A 14,446-nucleotide genomic window follows, 5' to 3' on the forward strand; every position below is an offset into this window, starting at 1 on the left:
CGGGGCGGCGGGGCAGACCGGAGTGGGGCAGGCCGGGGTGGGGCGGTCTGGGCCGCCGCCGACCGAGTCAGCGCGGACGAGGCCGCCAACAGAGCCGGCGCGGCGTGGAGCAGCGCGGTCCGGGTTCGCGCCGACCTGCGGAGAGCGGGGTGGGCTCGCCGCGACTTGGGCGTCATGCCACCACCTCCAGGGTGCCGTCCACCGCGATGGCGCCGACGCGGAGGGCGTGGCCGTCCCACAGCGCCCAGGCGTCGAAGGGGACGCCGCCGGTCAGCGCCAGGGCCATGTCCAGGCCGCTGTCGTCGCGGACCGGGAGGCCGTGGCCGGAGGCGTCCACCAAGAATCCGCCGCAGAGGCGGACTGAGGCGCAGCCGAGGGGGAAGAGGCGTTGCCAGGGGTCGGCTGTCAGCATCGGTTCCAGGGTGGCCAGGGCCTCTCGCCACGTGGTGGGGGCCGGGACCGGGTCTGGGGGGCGGGAGGCCTCCAGTTCGCCCAGGGCCACTCTGTCGGAGCCCGGGTAGGGGTGGACCTGGGCCGTGGACTCCTGGCCGTGTGGGAGGAGCGGTACGGGGGCGCCTACTGCCGAGTGGCGGATGGCGACCACCCAGCGGGCCGTTTCGCGGCCCCAGCACCACTGGCGGATGGTGCGGACTCGGCCGTCGTCGGTTTCCAGGCGCAGGAGGGCCACCCAGCGGTCGACGACACCGGGAGTGGCTCGGACCGTCTCCTCCGGGATCGTGACGCCCAGGCGGGAGCGGGGCTGCACGGCGCACAGCAGGTGCAGGCCGCCCAGGCGGTCGGCCACGTCGGAGGTCCAGCGCGGGCCCGAGCGCGCCACGATCTCCTGGATCTCGGCCACCGCCGCGGCCACGCCCGGGATCTGGGCGTCGATCATGCGGGCGATGAACGCCTGCCACCACGAGGCGGGACGGCCCGGCAGTGAGGCCACGCCGGCCGAGGCGACGTCACGGAGCCAGTCGCGCAGGCCTTCGATGCCGGACGACATCGCCGAGGCGCGGTTCGCGGCCGTCTTCTCGCGCGCTCGCTGGCGCCGGGCCACGGCCTCCGGTGAGGAGTCGAGCTCACGGGCCGCTCGCCGCTGGGTCCACTCCTCCACCCAGTCCGGCGCCACGGCGTCCGGGATGTCCAGCTCCTGCAACGAGACGGCGTGCTTGCACGGGAACCTGCGCGAGGGGCACGTGCACTTCGCCGAGCCCGCGGCCAGGTCGACGCACACGCGGTACGGCACGGCGCCCGAACCCGTGTACAGGCCCCACAGCACCGGCAGGGCCTTGCCCAGGCCCTGCCAGCGCGTCGGAACGGCTCGTGTCCTCACGGAACCAAACTAGCGAGGACCCCCGACAGAAAATCAGGCCGGACCGCGACGGGCCCACGTCCACGCATATGCCGGGTCCTCGCAGGCCTCCGCGGCCTCGCCCAGTTCCAAAGGCCGGAACGTGTCCACCATGACCGCGGTCTCGTCGAAGTAGTCCACACCCAGCGACGCCTCGACGGCACCCGGCTGCGGTCCGTGCGTGCAGCCCGACGGGTGCAGCGACATCGAGCCGATGCCGATGCCGGAGCCCTTGCGCGCCTCGTAGTTGCCGCCCACGTAGAACATCAGCTCGTCCGAGTCGACGTTCGCGTGGTTGTACGGCACCGGCACGGCCAGCGGGTGGTAGTCGACCTTGCGCGGGCAGAACGAGCACACGACGAAGTTCGGGCCCTCGAACGTCTGGTGCACGGGCGGCGGCTGGTGCACGCGGCCCGTGATCGGCTCGAAGTCGCGGATGTTGAACACCCACGGGTACAGGTGCCCGTCCCAGCCGACCACGTCGAACGGGTGGTTGGCGTAGGTGAACTTGGTCAGCCCCGCCCGGTGCCGCACGATCACGTCGACGTCCGTGCCCTCGACCAGCAACGGCTCGACAGGACCGCGGATGTCCCGCTCGCAGTACGGCGAGTGCTCCAGGAACTGCCCCTTCGCCGACAGGTAGCGACGAGGCGGCCCGATGTGCCCCGTCGCCTCCAGCACCAGCAACGACATCGGCGACGACGGCACCACCCGATAGGTGCACGAAGTCGGCAGCACGACGTAGTCGCCGTCCCCGACCTCCAGCGCCCCGTAGATCGTCTCGATCACGCCGGAGCCGGACTGCACGTACAGCAGCTCGTCACCGAAAGCGTTGCGGTACAACGGTGAAGGCACAGAAGCGACCACAAAACCAATGGTCACGTCGGCGTTCCCGAACAGCTTCCGCCGCCCGGTGACCGCGTCGACCTCATCAGAAGCCCAGGTCAGGTCCTGCGTCTTGAACGCGCGCGGCTTCAGCGGGAGGTTCGGGGACACCGACCCGCGCTCGTCCTTCAACGTCTCCGCGTTGACGATCGCCGTGGGCAGGTACCGGTGGTAGAGCAGGGCCGAATCCGCCGAGAACCCCTCGACTCCCATCAGCTCTTCCGCGTAGAGCCCACCGTCCGGTTTGCGGAACTGGGTGTGGCGCTTTCGGGGGATCTCCCCCACCTGGCGGTAGTAGGCCATGACGTCTCCGGAACCATTCTCAAGGCGTTCGACTATCGGACATCTTTGTTCACTTACCGATACCCAGCTAGCGTGTCAGCCGTGTCAAGCGCTGTCGAACTCCGTGCGCCCGGTCCGCGCGGTACTCCGCCCCTGCTCGCGAGGCTTGTGGACGATGCCGCGCTGTTCCCTCCGGGGAACGCGTCGATGCCCGACGCGGTGCGCGGTCACCTCGACGGACGAGTCGGCGAGTGGTCTGGCGTCATGGGTCTCTTCCTGTGTCCGGCCTCCCGGCTCGCCGAACTGATCACCGAACTCATCAAGGTCAAGCCACCGAAGCCGATCGCACTCAGCCTCGTGATCGACACCGGCCTCGGCGGCGTGCCGAAGGCCGTGTCCATCGTCGAGAGCCGCAGTGAGCTCCTCGCCCTGCGCATGGTCGAGATGCCCGCACCGTCCGATGTGGACGAGGTGTGGCTCGAGCGCGTGTCGGAGTTCGTGCCCGAGGACGTCATCCGCGTCGTGGAGCCCCGCCGCGGCGGCCCCGAGTGGCTCGACGGCGTCCGCAGGGTGATCGAGCACGGCAGCTGGCCCAAGCTGCGCTGCGGTGGCCTCTCCCAGGAGAACTTCCCGAGCGTCGACGAGGTCGCGGACTTCCTGTCCGTCGTCAGCGGCGGCGGCGTCGCGTTCAAGGCGACGGCGGGCCTGCACAAGGCCGTCCGCCACACCGACGAGCAGGGCTTCACCCACCACGGCTTCCTGAACCTCCTCGTCGCCACGGCCCGCTCCCTCAGCGGCCGCGACGTCCGCGAGGCGCTGGCGAGCACCGACGCCGAGGCGCTCACCGCCGAGGCCAAGGCGCTCAGCGACCAGGCGGCCCACGCCGTCCGCGGCGTCTTCGCGAGCTACGGCTCGTGCTCGCTCGCCGAACCAGTCGCCGACCTCGAGGAGCTGGGACTCCTGTGAGCTGGATCAGCGACCCGAACTTCACCGAAGACCAGCCGTTCGGACCGCAGACCCTCCCCTACGGCGTCGTCGACGGGGGTGTGGCCGTCCGCGTCGGCGACCAGGCGTTGCTCCTCAAGAGCCTCGCGCTGGGCAAGTGCAGCGAGTACGTCCAGGGCGACTCGCTCGACCCGCTGCTGAAGGCGGGCCGTCCGGTCTGGAGCGTCCTGCGCGCCAAGCTCAAGGAGATCGTCACGGCGACCTCCGCACCCAAGGGCGCCGAACTCGTCGGGATCGAGACCGCGAAGCTGCCGTTCACCGTCGGCGACTACGTGGACTTCTACTCGAGCAGGCACCACGCGGAGAACGTCGGCAGGATGTTCCGCCCCGACGGCGACCCGCTCACTCCGAACTGGACACACCTCCCGATCGGCTACCACGGCCGCGCCGGCACGGTGTACGTCTCCGGCACGGAGATCGTGCGCCCGAACGGCCAGAAGCGCGGCAGCGACGGCCCGAAGTTCGGCCCGTCCGAGCGCCTCGACATCGAGGCCGAGATCGGGTTCGTCTGCGGCGGACCGCAGTCGGCCAACGTCTCCACCAGCAGGGCCGCCGAGCACGTCTTCGGCGTCGCGCTGGTCAACGACTGGTCGGCGCGCGACATCCAGGCGTGGGAGTACCAGCCGCTGGGCCCGTTCCTCGCCAAGTCGTTCGCCACGTCGATCGGCGCGTGGATCACCCCGCTCGAGGCGTTCTCGGTTGCACGCGTACCGACGCCACCGCTGCCGAACAAGCTGCACGACTACCTGACGTGCGATCAGCCGTGGGGCCTGGACATCACCATCACGGTGGAGCTGAACGACACGATCGTCGCGCGGCCCCCGTTCAGGGAGATGTCGTGGTCATTTGTGCAACAGCTGGCCCACATGACGGTGAACGGGGCTACCGTGCGCCCAGGTGATCTGTTCGCCTCCGGCACGGTCTCGGGACCGGAGAAGGACGAGCGCGGCTCGTTCCTCGAACTCAGCTGGGGCGGCAAGGAACCTTTCAAGCTCGACGACGGCTCCACGAGGTCCTTCCTGGAGGACGGCGACACGGTCAGACTGACCGCGACGGCTCCCGGTGAAGGCGGCTCCGTGGTCGGCCTGGCCGAGGTGGTGGGCACAGTTCGGAGTGCGTGATGGTCGGAGCGACGAAGGAGAGCTCGCTGACCCTGGAACGGGGTCTGGCGCTGCTCCAGGCGGTCGCTGAGGCGGAGTCCGAGGCGCCGTCGATCTCGGAGCTCGCCACGGCCATCGGCGCGTCCAGGGCGGCCGTGTACCGGCTCCTCGTCCCGCTCCAGGCGCGCGGTCTCGTGCGCAGGGAGGGGTCGAAGGTCCGGCTCGGCCTGGGCGTGCTGAGGCTCGCCTCCAACGTCCTCCCGCAGCTGCGGATGGCGGCGAACCCGGCTCTGCGCGAGCTCGCGGAGAAGGTCGGCGCCACCGCGCACCTGACCGTCGCGGACGGCAGCGAGGCGCAGGCCGTCGCGGTCGTCGAACCGTCGTGGACCGCTTTCCACGTGGCGTACCGGGTGGGTTCCCGTCACCCGGTGCACCGCGGGGCCGCCGGCAAGGCCATCTCGCAGCCCACCGAAACCTGGGTCGTGTCCTCCGGTGAGCTGCAGCCCAACGCGTTCGGCGTCGCAGCACCCGTGCGCGGCGTTCCCGGGCTCAGGGCATCCGTTGGCGTCGTGGCGCTGGAAAGGCTCGATGCGGACGTTGTCGGCCCACACGTCGTGCGTGCGGCCGAAGAAGTGGCGGCGGCGCTCAAATGACGGACGAGCGGCTCAGGCGCTGGCGCCTCCTGCTGGGCCCCAGTGCTGAAGACGTCGCACAGCTCGGAGACGACGACCAACGACGTGATGGCGCGCTGACGGGCCTGTACGGCGGTGGCGGCGATCGCGGTGCCGGACTCGGCGCCAGCTCCCCGCAGCTGCACCGGTGGCTCGGCGACGTCCGCAAGTACTTCCCCACGTCCGTCGTGCAGGTCATGCAACGCGACGCCGTCGAGAAGCTCGGCCTCAAGCAGCTGCTGCTCGAACCCGAACTGCTGCAAGCGGTCGAGCCGGATGTGAACCTCGTCAGCACGCTGCTCCAGCTCTCCCGCGCGATCCCCGCCCGCACCCGCGACACCGCGAAAGCCGTGGTGGGCAAGGTGGTCGAGGACATCGAGAGGCGGCTGAAGGACCGGCTCGTCGAGGCCGTCCGCGGTGCCGTGGACCGCTCCCGGCGCACCCACCGGCCGCAGCTGCCCGACGTCGACTGGGCGTCCACGATCAAGGCGAACCTCAAGAACTACCAGCCGCAGCACAAAACCGTGATCGTCGAGGACCTGATCGGCCACCGCAGGCGCTCCCGCACGGCAGCCATGCGGGACGTGATCCTGCTCGTCGACCAGTCGGGCTCGATGGCGGACTCGTTGGTGCACGCGGCAGTTCTGGGTTCGGCGCTCGCGAGCATCCGGTCGATCTCGACCAGGCTCGTCGTGTTCGACACCGAGGTCGCGGACCTGACCGACCAGCTCAGCGACCCGGTCGACCTGCTGTTCAGCGCCCAGCTCGGCGGCGGCACGGACATCAACCGCGCGGTCGCCTACGCGCAGACCCAGGTCCGCAGGCCCACCGACACGGTCGTCGTGATCATCAGCGACCTGTACGAGGGCGGTTCGGAGGCCGAGCTGCAACGCCGGGTCCGCGAGCTGGTCGCGAGCGGCGTGACGGTCGTGAACCTGTTGGCGCTCAGCGACTCCGGCACGCCCGCCTACGACCACGAGCTCGCCGCGAAGCTCTCCGCACTGGGCGCGCCCGCGTTCGCCTGCACACCGGACAAGTTCCCCGAACTGCTGGCGGCCGCGCTGCGCAAGGACGACCTCACGCAGTGGGCGGAGTCCGAGGGCATCGCAACGGGCCGTTAGCGCTCCACGACCCGTCCACGGACCAGGAACGCCAGTCCGCGCGTCATCGCCACGAGGCGTCCGCGTTCGTCCGGACCGGCGATCCACACCCGCCGGGTGTGCCGGACCAGGATCCGCGCCCGCTCAGGCAGTTCCGGCAGCCGCAGGTTGTTCTCCGAGTCGTCGACCCTGAGGTACGCCTGGCGCCCGATGCGCCGGCCCGGCACGAAGTTCACGGAGACCGGCCGGAACGGGAACCGCTCGATCAGCTGCAGGGTGCCGCGCCGCGTGAAGAAGTGCCGCAACCCCGGCGCGGCCAGTTCCAGCACCACCGGGACGGCCAGCACGGTGAGCCACAGCCACCCGATCATCAGCACGAGGCCGAACACCGCGACGGCGAACAGGACGTGCCCCACGGCGCGCCGATCCGCCCGCGCGAGGCAGGTCCCGACCCAGTTCTCGACACCGATCTTCGGGATCATCTCTGCACACGCGCCGGAATCAGCTGCGGCACGCCGCGGAACGTGACGACGGTGTTCCCCGCCGAGTCGGGCGGCACGAACCACACGCGCTTGTGGCGCGCGATCCGCCCGCGCAGGAAGGGACCGACGCTCAAGGTCAACAAAAGAGGCGGCGACGACAACACGACCAGACGCCCTCCTTCCCACTGCACATGGGCGAAATGCCACGGTTCGCCTTCCGGTAAACGCACCGGACGGCGACGCGTCACCACCCACAGCACGGCCGCGGCGAAGAAGAGCAGGACCAGCGCCGCCGGTGAGGACCACGACCACACCAGTACCAGCACGAACTGGAGCGCGAAGGCCGCACCGGCGAGAACTGTCCACATCAGGGCACGACGGCTCGCCCGGTCGACACAGTGCCGGGTCCACCGATCGTCGAGCGCCGTCACCTCGGTGGACGGCTTGTTTGGCACGACCACCTGTCAACCGTACAGGTGACGCTTCCGTTGATCAGTGAAGCTAAGTTAGGCTTGCCTAACCTTGAGGAGGTGCAGTGGTGACCGACACCCAGACCAAGCGCCCGCCGGCGCCGCACGCCGCGGAACGCGCTCGCACGATCGCGGCTCGCGGTGGTCACGCCGCACTGCTTCCTCAGGCAGGCAGCCGCACCAGCCCGTTGTTCCACCACGTGCACCCGTGCGGCACGACGATCTTGCTGCTCGCCGACGAACACCCGCTGGTCGGGCAGCTGTGGCAGGCGCCGCGGACCGAGGTGACCGCGATGCTGGAGATCGCCGACCAGGCACCGGTGCCGTTGCGTGAACCGGTTCGCGGGTTGCTGTGGCTCACCGGCTGGGTCTCCGCGCTGGACGGGCAGGAGGCGCGCGACGAGATCCTCGCGGTCGCCGACGTGCGGCCGGACCACCGGCTGCTCGACGCGGGTCACGGCGCTTCGGTGCTGAGGCTCACACCCGCGTCGCTGGTGATCGCCGACGCCGAGGGCACGTCGTCGATCCGGCCGGAGCAGTTCGCGAGCGCGACGCCGGATCCGTTCTGCCGCAACGAGGACCACTGGCTGCGGCACCTGGAGGCCGCGCACCGCGACGTCGTGGGCCAGCTCGCCCGTCACCTGCCGGAGGAGCTGCGCCACGGTCACGTGCGGCCGCTCGGGCTCGACCGGTTCGGGCTGCGGCTGCGGGTCGAGGCCGAGTGCGACGACCACGACGTGCGGATCGCGTTCTCCAAGCCGGTCAGCACTGCTCAGGAACTCGCCGCCGAGCTGCGGCGGCTGATGGGCTGCCCGTTCCTGTCCCAGAGGTAGCCTCGCGCGGGTGACCTTGATTCCGGCCGAAGAGAAGCGCGGTTACCAGCTAGAACTGCTGATCGTCTTCAGCATGACGCTCGGGTTGTCCGGTCTGCGCAGTCTCGTGCGCCTGATCGACAGCCTGCTCCAGCCGACGCCGCTGAACCAGCAGTCGGTCGCGATCAACGTCCCGCAGGCGCGCGCCGACCTGCTGGACCTCGTGGCGCAGCTGCTCGGCGTGCTGCAGCTCGCCGCGTGGGGCGGCATCGGCCTGTACCTGTTGTGGCGCACCGGCATCAAGCTGCGCGTGATCGGGCTCGACGGCACTCGCAAGCTCGCCGACTCGCTGGGCGCGCTCGGACTCGCCGCGATCATCGGCATCCCCGGTCTCGCGTTCTACTTCGCGGCGTGGGCGCTCGGGCTGAACCTCGCCGTCCAGCCGTCCACTTTGGACAACCAGTGGTGGATGAGCGTCGCGCTGATCCTGGCCGCCGCCGGCAACGCGTGGGCGGAGGAGGTGCTCGTCGTCGGATACCTGATCACGCGGCTGGAGCAGCTCGGGTGGAGGAGGTACACGGCACTGTTCGCGGCGGCGGTGCTGCGCGGTTCTTACCACCTCTACCAGGGCTTCGGCGGGTTCGTCGGCAACCTGGTCATGGGGCTCGTCTTCGGCTTCTACTGGCAGCGGACCAGGCGCCTGTGGCCGTTGGTGATCGCTCACACGATCCTCGACGTCGTCGCGTTCATCGGTTACACAATGTTGCGCGGCAAAGTCAGCTGGTTGCCCTAATGATTCGACGGCAAAAACCGGGAACAGCCGCCATTCGTTGCGATTTCAGGTCCAGCAGCGGCGATTTGTGCTGTTCAGCGTTACGCTCGTTCGGTGACTGCGCACACGATCGCTGAGACCGAAGCACTCCCGGACGCCGCGCCCCGCGTGGACAGCGAGGTCGGCCCGTTGCGCACGGTGCTGCTGCACCGGCCGGGCAACGAGCTCAAGAGGCTCACCCCGCGCAACAACGACCAGCTGCTCTTCGACGGCGTGCCGTGGGTCGGCAGGGCCCAGGAGGAGCACGACGCGTTCGCCGCGACGCTCACCTCGAAGGGCGTCGAGGTCCTGCTGCTGGCCGACGTGCTGGTCCAGGCCCTGGAGGACAACCGCGCGCGCATCGCGGGCATCCACAGCGCCGTCAACGAGCGCCGCCTCGGCATCGACCTGGCCGACGCGCTGCGCAGCCACCTCACCTCGCTGCCGGCCCCGCAGCTGGCCCAGGTGCTGATGACCGGCATGACGTTCGAGGAGCTGCCCGCCGCCGAGGGCGCGTCGCTGGTGCGCAAGATGCACCTGCCGATCGACTTCGCCGTGGACCCGCTGCCCAACCTGCTCTTCACCCGCGACTCGTCGGTCTGGGTCGGCGACCGCGTGGCCATCACGTCGCTCGCGCTGCCCGCCCGCGACCGCGAGACGACGCTGACCGACCTGATCTACGCCTACCACCCGCGGTTCCGCCGCACGGGCCGCGCGTACGGCGCGCACTCGGCGCCGCTGGAGGGCGGCGACGTGCTGCTGCTGGCGCCGGGCGTGATCGCCATCGGCGTCGGTGAGCGCACGACCCCGGCGGGCGCGGAGTCGTTCGCCCGCTCCGCGCTCGCAGACGGTCTCGCGCACACGGTGCTGGCGGTGCCGATCGAGCAGGAACGCGCCACGATGCACCTCGACACCGTCTGCACGATGGTCGACCGCGACGCCGTGGTGATGTACCCGGCGATCAGGCACACGCTGACGGCGTACCCGATGCGGTCCGACGGCAGCGGTGGCGTGCGCGTGGACGGTCCCGTGCCGTTCCTCGACGCGGCCGCGGAGGCGATGGGCATCGAACGCCTGCGGGTGATCGACACCGGCCTCGACGTCGTCACCGCCGAGCGCGAACAGTGGGACGACGGCAACAACACGCTGGCGGTCGGACCCGGTCTCGTCGTGGCGTACGAGCGCAACGTGGAGACGAACGCGCGCCTGGAGGACGCCGGCGTCGAGGTGCTGCGCATCGCCGGTTCCGAACTGGGATCAGGCCGCGGCGGCCCCCGGTGCATGTCGTGCCCGATCGACCGCGCACCATTGGTGTGATCATCAGGTATGCCTAACCTTTGTTTGGATCACCTTTCCAAACAAAGGTTAGCTTTTCCTGGAATGCGGGCCTGATCGTTTTCGGCTAACGTACTCCTCATGGCCTCGAACGTGAAGAAGATCCTGTCCAAGAAGTCGAAGTTCCACGAACTCCTGCAGGCTCAGGTCGGCAACGAGTTCTCTGCTTCACAGCAGTACATCGCGCTCGCCGTGTGGTTCGACAACGAGGACCTCCCGCGCCTCGCGTCGCACTTCTACAAGCAGGCTCTCGAAGAGCGCAACCACGCCATGATGATCGTGCAGTTCCTCATGGACAACGACATCGCGGTCGCCATTCCCGGCACCGAGACCCCGATCAACGACTTCAAGACGCCACGCGACCTCGTCGACCTCGCCCTGCGCCAGGAGCAGCAGGTCACGGACCAGATCGTGGCGCTCGCCAAGGCCGCCCGCGAGGAGGGCGACTACATCGGCGAGCAGTTCATGCAGTGGTTCCTCAAGGAGCAGGTCGAGGAGGTCTCCTCGATGAAGACGCTGCTCACGATCATGGACCGCGCCGACGGCAACATGTTCTACGTGGAGACGTTCCTCACCCGCGAGTCGGTGGGTGGCGAGGGCGCCGACGCGGGTGCACCGACCGCCGCCGGTGGCGCGCTCTGAGTTTTTTCTTCGCACGCTCGAGTGCCTGATCACAAAGGCCCGCCTCGGCGGGCCTTTTTCAGTTGTTGAGGCGGGCGGCCTGCCGGGTGAGGTATTCCCGTTCGGCGAGGTTCGACGCTTTCTCCGCCGCGTCGACGTAGAGCCTCGCTGCCGTTCGCAGATCACCGTCGCGCTCGTGCAGGTAGGCGGCCACCGCCGAGTAACGGGGCAAAGAATCTTCCAGTTCCGCCAACGCCTTCAGCCCGGCGCGCGGTCCGTCGGCCTCCCCCACGGCCACGGCGCGGTTGAGCCGGACGACGGGGCTGTTGGTCAGCTTCGCCAGTTCGTCGTACCACTCGACGATCTGCACCCAGTCGGTCTCTGCCGCTTCCGGTGCGTCCGCGTGCAGCGCCGCGATGGCCGCCTGCGCCTGGAACTCGCCCAGCCGGTCCCGCGCGAGTGCCGCCTGGAGGATCTCGACGCCCTCGGCGATGAGCCTCGTGTCCCACTTCCCGCGGTCCTGCTCGGCGAGCGGAACCAGCCTGCCGCCGTCCGTCCGGGACGCGCGGCGGGCGTGGTGCAGCAGCATCAGGGCGAGCAGGCCCGCGACCTCCGGGTGGTCGATCGCCGCGAAGAGCTGACGGGTGAGCCGGATGGCCTCGGCGACCAGGTCGACGTCACCGGAGTAGCCCTCGTTGAAGACGAGGTAGAGCACCCGCAGCACGGTCGCGACGTCGCCGGGCTGGTCGAACCGCACGCCGCCGACGGTCTTCTTGGCCCTGCTGATGCGCTGGGCCATCGTGGCCTCCGGCACCAGGTAGGCCTGGGCGATCTGGCGGGTGGTCAGCCCGCCGACGGCGCGGAGCGTGAGCGCCACCGCCGACGACGGGGTCAGCGACGGGTGCGCGCACAGGAAGTAGAGCTGCAACGTGTCGTCGGTGGCACTCGCCGGACCGTGCTCCGGTTCGGCGTCGACGAGATCCTCACGCCTGCGCCGGGCCGTGTCCGCCCTCGTCGCGTCGAGGAACTTGCGCCAGGCCGCCGTGACCAGCCACCCCTTCGGGTCTCGCGGCGGGTCGTCCGGCCACACGCGGACGGCCTCGACCAGCGCGTCCTGCACGGCGTCCTCGGCCGCCGCGAACTCTGCTCCGCGGCGGACGAGGATGCCGAGCACGGCCGGCGTGAGGCTCCTGAGCAGTGCCTCGTCCACGTCTACTCCGTGATCGTCGGCGCGTTGCCGTAGAAGGGACGGATCTCCAGCCACTCGTGGATCGGCTTGCCGTCCTTGCCCGGCGCCGCCGACAGCTCCCCCGCCAGTTCGAGCGCGCGTTCGTAGCTGTCGGTGTCGACGATCATCCACCCGGCGATGAGGTCCTTCGTCTCCGCGAACGGCCCGTCGGTGACCGGCGGCCGGCCCTCACCGTCGTAGCGCACCCACGCACCTTCCTGGGCGAGCGCCTGGCCGTCGACGAACTCACCGGTGGACCTGAGCTTGTCCGCGAAGTCGTTCATGTACTGGATGTGCGCGGTGATCTCGTCCTGGGACCACTGGTCCATCGGCACGTTGTTCACCGGCTCAGGGGCGCCGCGGTAGTGCTTGAGCAGCAGGTACTTGGCCATCTCTGAGGTCTCCTCTGGTGCTGTCGCGACCCATCTTGGCCGCTTTCACCACGGGGACGGAGCCGTTCCCTGCTTCTCGACACGACCGCTCAAGATTTTCTGACTAGTTGTGGCAGCGCTGCTCCTTGAGCTCGAGGTAGGACTCGTAGGCCTTGCCCTCCGAGAACCGGAAGACGAACCGGGCCTTCGGGTTGCCGTCGGCCTCGGCACGGGCGGGGTAGGTCGGACCGGACGGTGCCAAGTTCGTGTACTCGGCCTTGACCTTCGCCTCGCTCGCACCGATACCCGCGCCGTCAGCCGTCATGTCGGCGTTGAAGCTGATGGTCGAGACACCGATGTCCGGGGAGATCCAGATCCTCCGGTCGGTACCCAGGATCTCGTGCAACGTGCAGCCCGGGCTGCCGTAGATGTTCGGGCCGATCAACTTGGTGTCCAGGGCTTGCTGCAGCGTCAGGCCGAGCTTGAGGCTGCCGTAGCCGAACGAGTCGATCACGGGCTTGGCGGGTGGCGGAGGAGGCGGGTTGGTCACCGTGTGCGTGACGACCTCGGTGACCACCGCGGCCTGCGGCGTGGACGTGGCGTTGTCGTCCGGCTCGGGCGCGGGAGTGGAGGTGCAGGCGGCCAGACCGAGAGCCGCAGCGATGGTGATGAGAACGATGGAACGCTTCATTTTCTTTCCCCCCAGGAAAGTTCGATTTTCAGAGCAACGAGAGCACGCAGTCGGCGCCGTTCGCGAGAAGCTTGATGCCGGCGACCTCTTCGGTGAGCGCGTGGTAGTCCTCGGACTTGCTGCTGCTCAGGAACGCGTAGTGGCTGTCGCCGTCGACGGCGGCGGTCCAGCCCGCCCGGTACTCGTGGGCGTCCGGGTAGGCCCTCTTGACGTCGGCGAACGTCGAGCCGATGCCGATCCCCTTCGAGGTCCTGGCGTCGGCGGGCAGGAAGATCCGCACCACGCCCTGCTTCCGGGAGATCGTGACCTTGCCGTCCGCCACGCACGGGTTGTCGCCGGCGCCCTCCCAGGTCAGGTCGGTCTGGCCGGTGGCACGGGCCTCCTCCAGCGTCATGCCCAGCTTGAGCGCGCCGTAGCCGACGCGATTGTCGGCCTTCGTGACTGCCTTCGGCGCGGGAGTCCGGGTGACCACCGAGGTGGTGGGCGTGGTTGTGCTGGACGGCGGCTGCGTGGTGAATGCGGCGTTCTGCTCGGGCGCGGGCGTGGCGGTGCACGCGGTCAGACCCAAAGCGACGGCGACGAGAACGATCGAGCGCTTCATCTTCTTTCCCCCAGGAAATGAAGAGGTTCAGAGGTAGGCCATGGCGCAGTCGGTGTCGATCGCGCCGATCTTGATGGCGAAGACCTCGTCCGTGTCCGCGAAGTGGTCGAGCTCGGCGCTGCCGGTGAACGCGTAGATGGCGTTGTCGCCGACGCGCGCCGACCAGCCCGCGCGGTACTCGGAGGCGCTCGGGTAGGCCCGCTTCACCTCGGCGAAGGTCGAACCGACACCGATCCCCTTGGACGTCCTGGCCTCCGCTGGCAGCGTGATCCGCTCGACGCCCTTCTTCTTGGAGACCGCGATCTTGTCGTCGGCCGCGCACCCGTGGCTGAAGTCTTCCCAAGCCAGGTCGGTCAGCCCTGCGGCCCGCAGCTCTTCGAGCGTCATTCCCAGCTTGATCGCGCCGTAGCCGAGGCGGTTGTCGACCTTCGCCACTGCCTGCGGTGCGGGCGGGTTGGTGACGGTGGTGGTCACGACCTCGGTGACCACAGAGGTCGACGGAGCGGTGGTGGACGGCTGCTGCGTCACCGGAGCGGCGTTCTGCTCCGACGCGGGCGTGGACGTGCACGCGGTCAGGCCGAAGGCGGCGGCGATGGCGACGAGGACGATCGAGCGCTTCATTCTTCT

At 69.4% G+C, this 14,446-nt stretch carries 17 protein-coding genes; 8 read left to right on the top strand and 9 right to left on the bottom strand.

What is annotated here, in order from left to right:
- Positions 1-172 precede the first annotated feature (172 nt).
- Both ACFOWZ_RS47555 and ACFOWZ_RS47560 read right to left on the bottom strand, forming a co-directional pair.
- Positions 173-1,336 carry an SWIM zinc finger family protein gene (locus ACFOWZ_RS47555; RefSeq protein WP_382381227.1) on the bottom strand — a complete coding sequence of 388 codons (1,164 nt, stop codon included), beginning with the start codon at positions 1,334-1,336 and terminating at the stop codon, positions 173-175.
- 33 nt (positions 1,337-1,369) lie between these two features.
- The gene (locus tag ACFOWZ_RS47560) at positions 1,370-2,542 is read right to left on the bottom strand and encodes a homogentisate 1,2-dioxygenase (RefSeq protein WP_382381229.1); all 1,173 of its coding nucleotides are present in this window, start codon (positions 2,540-2,542) and stop codon (positions 1,370-1,372) included.
- Between the two features lie 81 nt (positions 2,543-2,623).
- Between ACFOWZ_RS47560 and ACFOWZ_RS47565 the strand changes: the two genes are divergently transcribed.
- Genes ACFOWZ_RS47565 through ACFOWZ_RS47580 form a run of 4 tightly spaced genes read left to right on the top strand, consistent with a single transcriptional unit; the run spans position 2,624 to position 6,418 of the window.
- Positions 2,624-3,487: a hypothetical protein gene (locus ACFOWZ_RS47565; RefSeq protein ID WP_382381231.1), complete on the top strand. Its 864-nt coding sequence runs from the start codon at positions 2,624-2,626 to the stop codon at positions 3,485-3,487.
- On the top strand, positions 3,484-4,647 hold the full coding sequence (locus tag ACFOWZ_RS47570; protein ID WP_382381233.1) for a fumarylacetoacetate hydrolase family protein: 1,164 nt from the start codon (positions 3,484-3,486) through the stop codon (positions 4,645-4,647). Before ACFOWZ_RS47565 ends, ACFOWZ_RS47570 begins: the two co-directional genes overlap by 4 nt.
- On the top strand, positions 4,647-5,279 hold the full coding sequence (locus tag ACFOWZ_RS47575; protein WP_382381235.1) for an IclR family transcriptional regulator: 633 nt from the start codon (positions 4,647-4,649) through the stop codon (positions 5,277-5,279). Before ACFOWZ_RS47570 ends, ACFOWZ_RS47575 begins: the two co-directional genes overlap by 1 nt.
- A complete protein-coding gene (locus ACFOWZ_RS47580; RefSeq protein ID WP_382381237.1) occupies positions 5,276-6,418 on the top strand; it encodes a VWA domain-containing protein in 1,143 nt (380 codons plus the stop codon). Before ACFOWZ_RS47575 ends, ACFOWZ_RS47580 begins: the two co-directional genes overlap by 4 nt.
- Here the strand turns inward: ACFOWZ_RS47580 and ACFOWZ_RS47585 are convergent.
- Both ACFOWZ_RS47585 and ACFOWZ_RS47590 read right to left on the bottom strand, forming a co-directional pair.
- Positions 6,415-6,879: a hypothetical protein gene (locus ACFOWZ_RS47585; RefSeq protein ID WP_382381239.1), complete on the bottom strand. Its 465-nt coding sequence runs from the start codon at positions 6,877-6,879 to the stop codon at positions 6,415-6,417. The genes ACFOWZ_RS47580 and ACFOWZ_RS47585 overlap by 4 nt on opposite strands.
- Positions 6,876-7,310, bottom strand: coding sequence for a hypothetical protein (locus ACFOWZ_RS47590; protein WP_382381241.1), 435 nt, complete (start codon positions 7,308-7,310; stop codon positions 6,876-6,878). Before ACFOWZ_RS47590 ends, ACFOWZ_RS47585 begins: the two co-directional genes overlap by 4 nt.
- A 107-nt stretch (positions 7,311-7,417) precedes the next feature.
- On the opposite strand from ACFOWZ_RS47590, the gene ACFOWZ_RS47595 reads away from it, so the two are divergent.
- From ACFOWZ_RS47595 to ACFOWZ_RS47610, 4 genes are all read left to right on the top strand, one after another.
- A complete protein-coding gene (locus ACFOWZ_RS47595; RefSeq protein ID WP_382381243.1) occupies positions 7,418-8,182 on the top strand; it encodes a DUF2470 domain-containing protein in 765 nt (254 codons plus the stop codon).
- 73 nt (positions 8,183-8,255) lie between these two features.
- Positions 8,256-8,954, top strand: a complete 699-nt coding sequence (locus ACFOWZ_RS47600; RefSeq protein WP_382381336.1) for a CPBP family intramembrane glutamic endopeptidase — start codon at positions 8,256-8,258, stop codon at positions 8,952-8,954.
- A gap of 147 nt (positions 8,955-9,101) precedes the next feature.
- The gene (locus ACFOWZ_RS47605; RefSeq protein ID WP_030465521.1) at positions 9,102-10,289 is read left to right on the top strand and encodes an arginine deiminase; all 1,188 of its coding nucleotides are present in this window, start codon (positions 9,102-9,104) and stop codon (positions 10,287-10,289) included.
- Positions 10,290-10,388: 99 nt separating this feature from the next.
- Positions 10,389-10,949 carry a ferritin gene (locus ACFOWZ_RS47610; protein ID WP_382381245.1) on the top strand — a complete coding sequence of 187 codons (561 nt, stop codon included), beginning with the start codon at positions 10,389-10,391 and terminating at the stop codon, positions 10,947-10,949.
- Between the two features lie 58 nt (positions 10,950-11,007).
- Here the strand turns inward: ACFOWZ_RS47610 and ACFOWZ_RS47615 are convergent, their stop codons facing one another.
- From ACFOWZ_RS47615 to ACFOWZ_RS47635, 5 genes are all read right to left on the bottom strand, one after another.
- Positions 11,008-12,138: an RNA polymerase sigma factor gene (locus ACFOWZ_RS47615; RefSeq protein ID WP_382381247.1), complete on the bottom strand. Its 1,131-nt coding sequence runs from the start codon at positions 12,136-12,138 to the stop codon at positions 11,008-11,010.
- Positions 12,139-12,140: 2 nt separating this feature from the next.
- A complete protein-coding gene (locus tag ACFOWZ_RS47620) occupies positions 12,141-12,548 on the bottom strand; it encodes a YciI family protein (RefSeq protein ID WP_382381249.1) in 408 nt (135 codons plus the stop codon).
- 103 nt (positions 12,549-12,651) lie between these two features.
- Positions 12,652-13,218 carry a hypothetical protein gene (locus tag ACFOWZ_RS47625; protein ID WP_382381251.1) on the bottom strand — a complete coding sequence of 189 codons (567 nt, stop codon included), beginning with the start codon at positions 13,216-13,218 and terminating at the stop codon, positions 12,652-12,654.
- Positions 13,219-13,246: 28 nt separating this feature from the next.
- A complete protein-coding gene (locus ACFOWZ_RS47630) occupies positions 13,247-13,819 on the bottom strand; it encodes a hypothetical protein (protein ID WP_382381253.1) in 573 nt (190 codons plus the stop codon).
- Between the two features lie 27 nt (positions 13,820-13,846).
- A complete protein-coding gene (locus tag ACFOWZ_RS47635; RefSeq protein WP_382381255.1) occupies positions 13,847-14,440 on the bottom strand; it encodes a hypothetical protein in 594 nt (197 codons plus the stop codon).
- Between the last annotated feature and the right edge of the window lie 6 nt (positions 14,441-14,446).

Source organism: Lentzea rhizosphaerae (genome assembly GCF_042649515.1).
In the GTDB taxonomy this organism is placed as follows: Bacteria; Actinomycetota; Actinomycetes; order Mycobacteriales; family Pseudonocardiaceae; genus Lentzea; species Lentzea aerocolonigenes.

Coding starts and splice junctions, on each gene's coding strand:
- ACFOWZ_RS47585 (WP_382381239.1), bottom strand. CDS start 6,879: ATGATCCCGAAGATCGGTGTCGAGAACTGGGTCGGGACCTGCCTCGCG.
- ACFOWZ_RS47620 (WP_382381249.1), bottom strand. CDS start 12,548: ATGGCCAAGTACCTGCTGCTCAAGCACTACCGCGGCGCCCCTGAGCCG.
- ACFOWZ_RS47560 (WP_382381229.1), bottom strand. CDS start 2,542: ATGGCCTACTACCGCCAGGTGGGGGAGATCCCCCGAAAGCGCCACACC.
- ACFOWZ_RS47635 (WP_382381255.1), bottom strand. CDS start 14,440: ATGAAGCGCTCGATCGTCCTCGTCGCCATCGCCGCCGCCTTCGGCCTG.
- ACFOWZ_RS47625 (WP_382381251.1), bottom strand. CDS start 13,218: ATGAAGCGTTCCATCGTTCTCATCACCATCGCTGCGGCTCTCGGTCTG.
- ACFOWZ_RS47630 (WP_382381253.1), bottom strand. CDS start 13,819: ATGAAGCGCTCGATCGTTCTCGTCGCCGTCGCTTTGGGTCTGACCGCG.
- ACFOWZ_RS47600 (WP_382381336.1), top strand. CDS start 8,256: ATGACGCTCGGGTTGTCCGGTCTGCGCAGTCTCGTGCGCCTGATCGAC.
- ACFOWZ_RS47575 (WP_382381235.1), top strand. CDS start 4,647: ATGGTCGGAGCGACGAAGGAGAGCTCGCTGACCCTGGAACGGGGTCTG.
- ACFOWZ_RS47580 (WP_382381237.1), top strand. CDS start 5,276: ATGACGGACGAGCGGCTCAGGCGCTGGCGCCTCCTGCTGGGCCCCAGT.
- ACFOWZ_RS47610 (WP_382381245.1), top strand. CDS start 10,389: ATGGCCTCGAACGTGAAGAAGATCCTGTCCAAGAAGTCGAAGTTCCAC.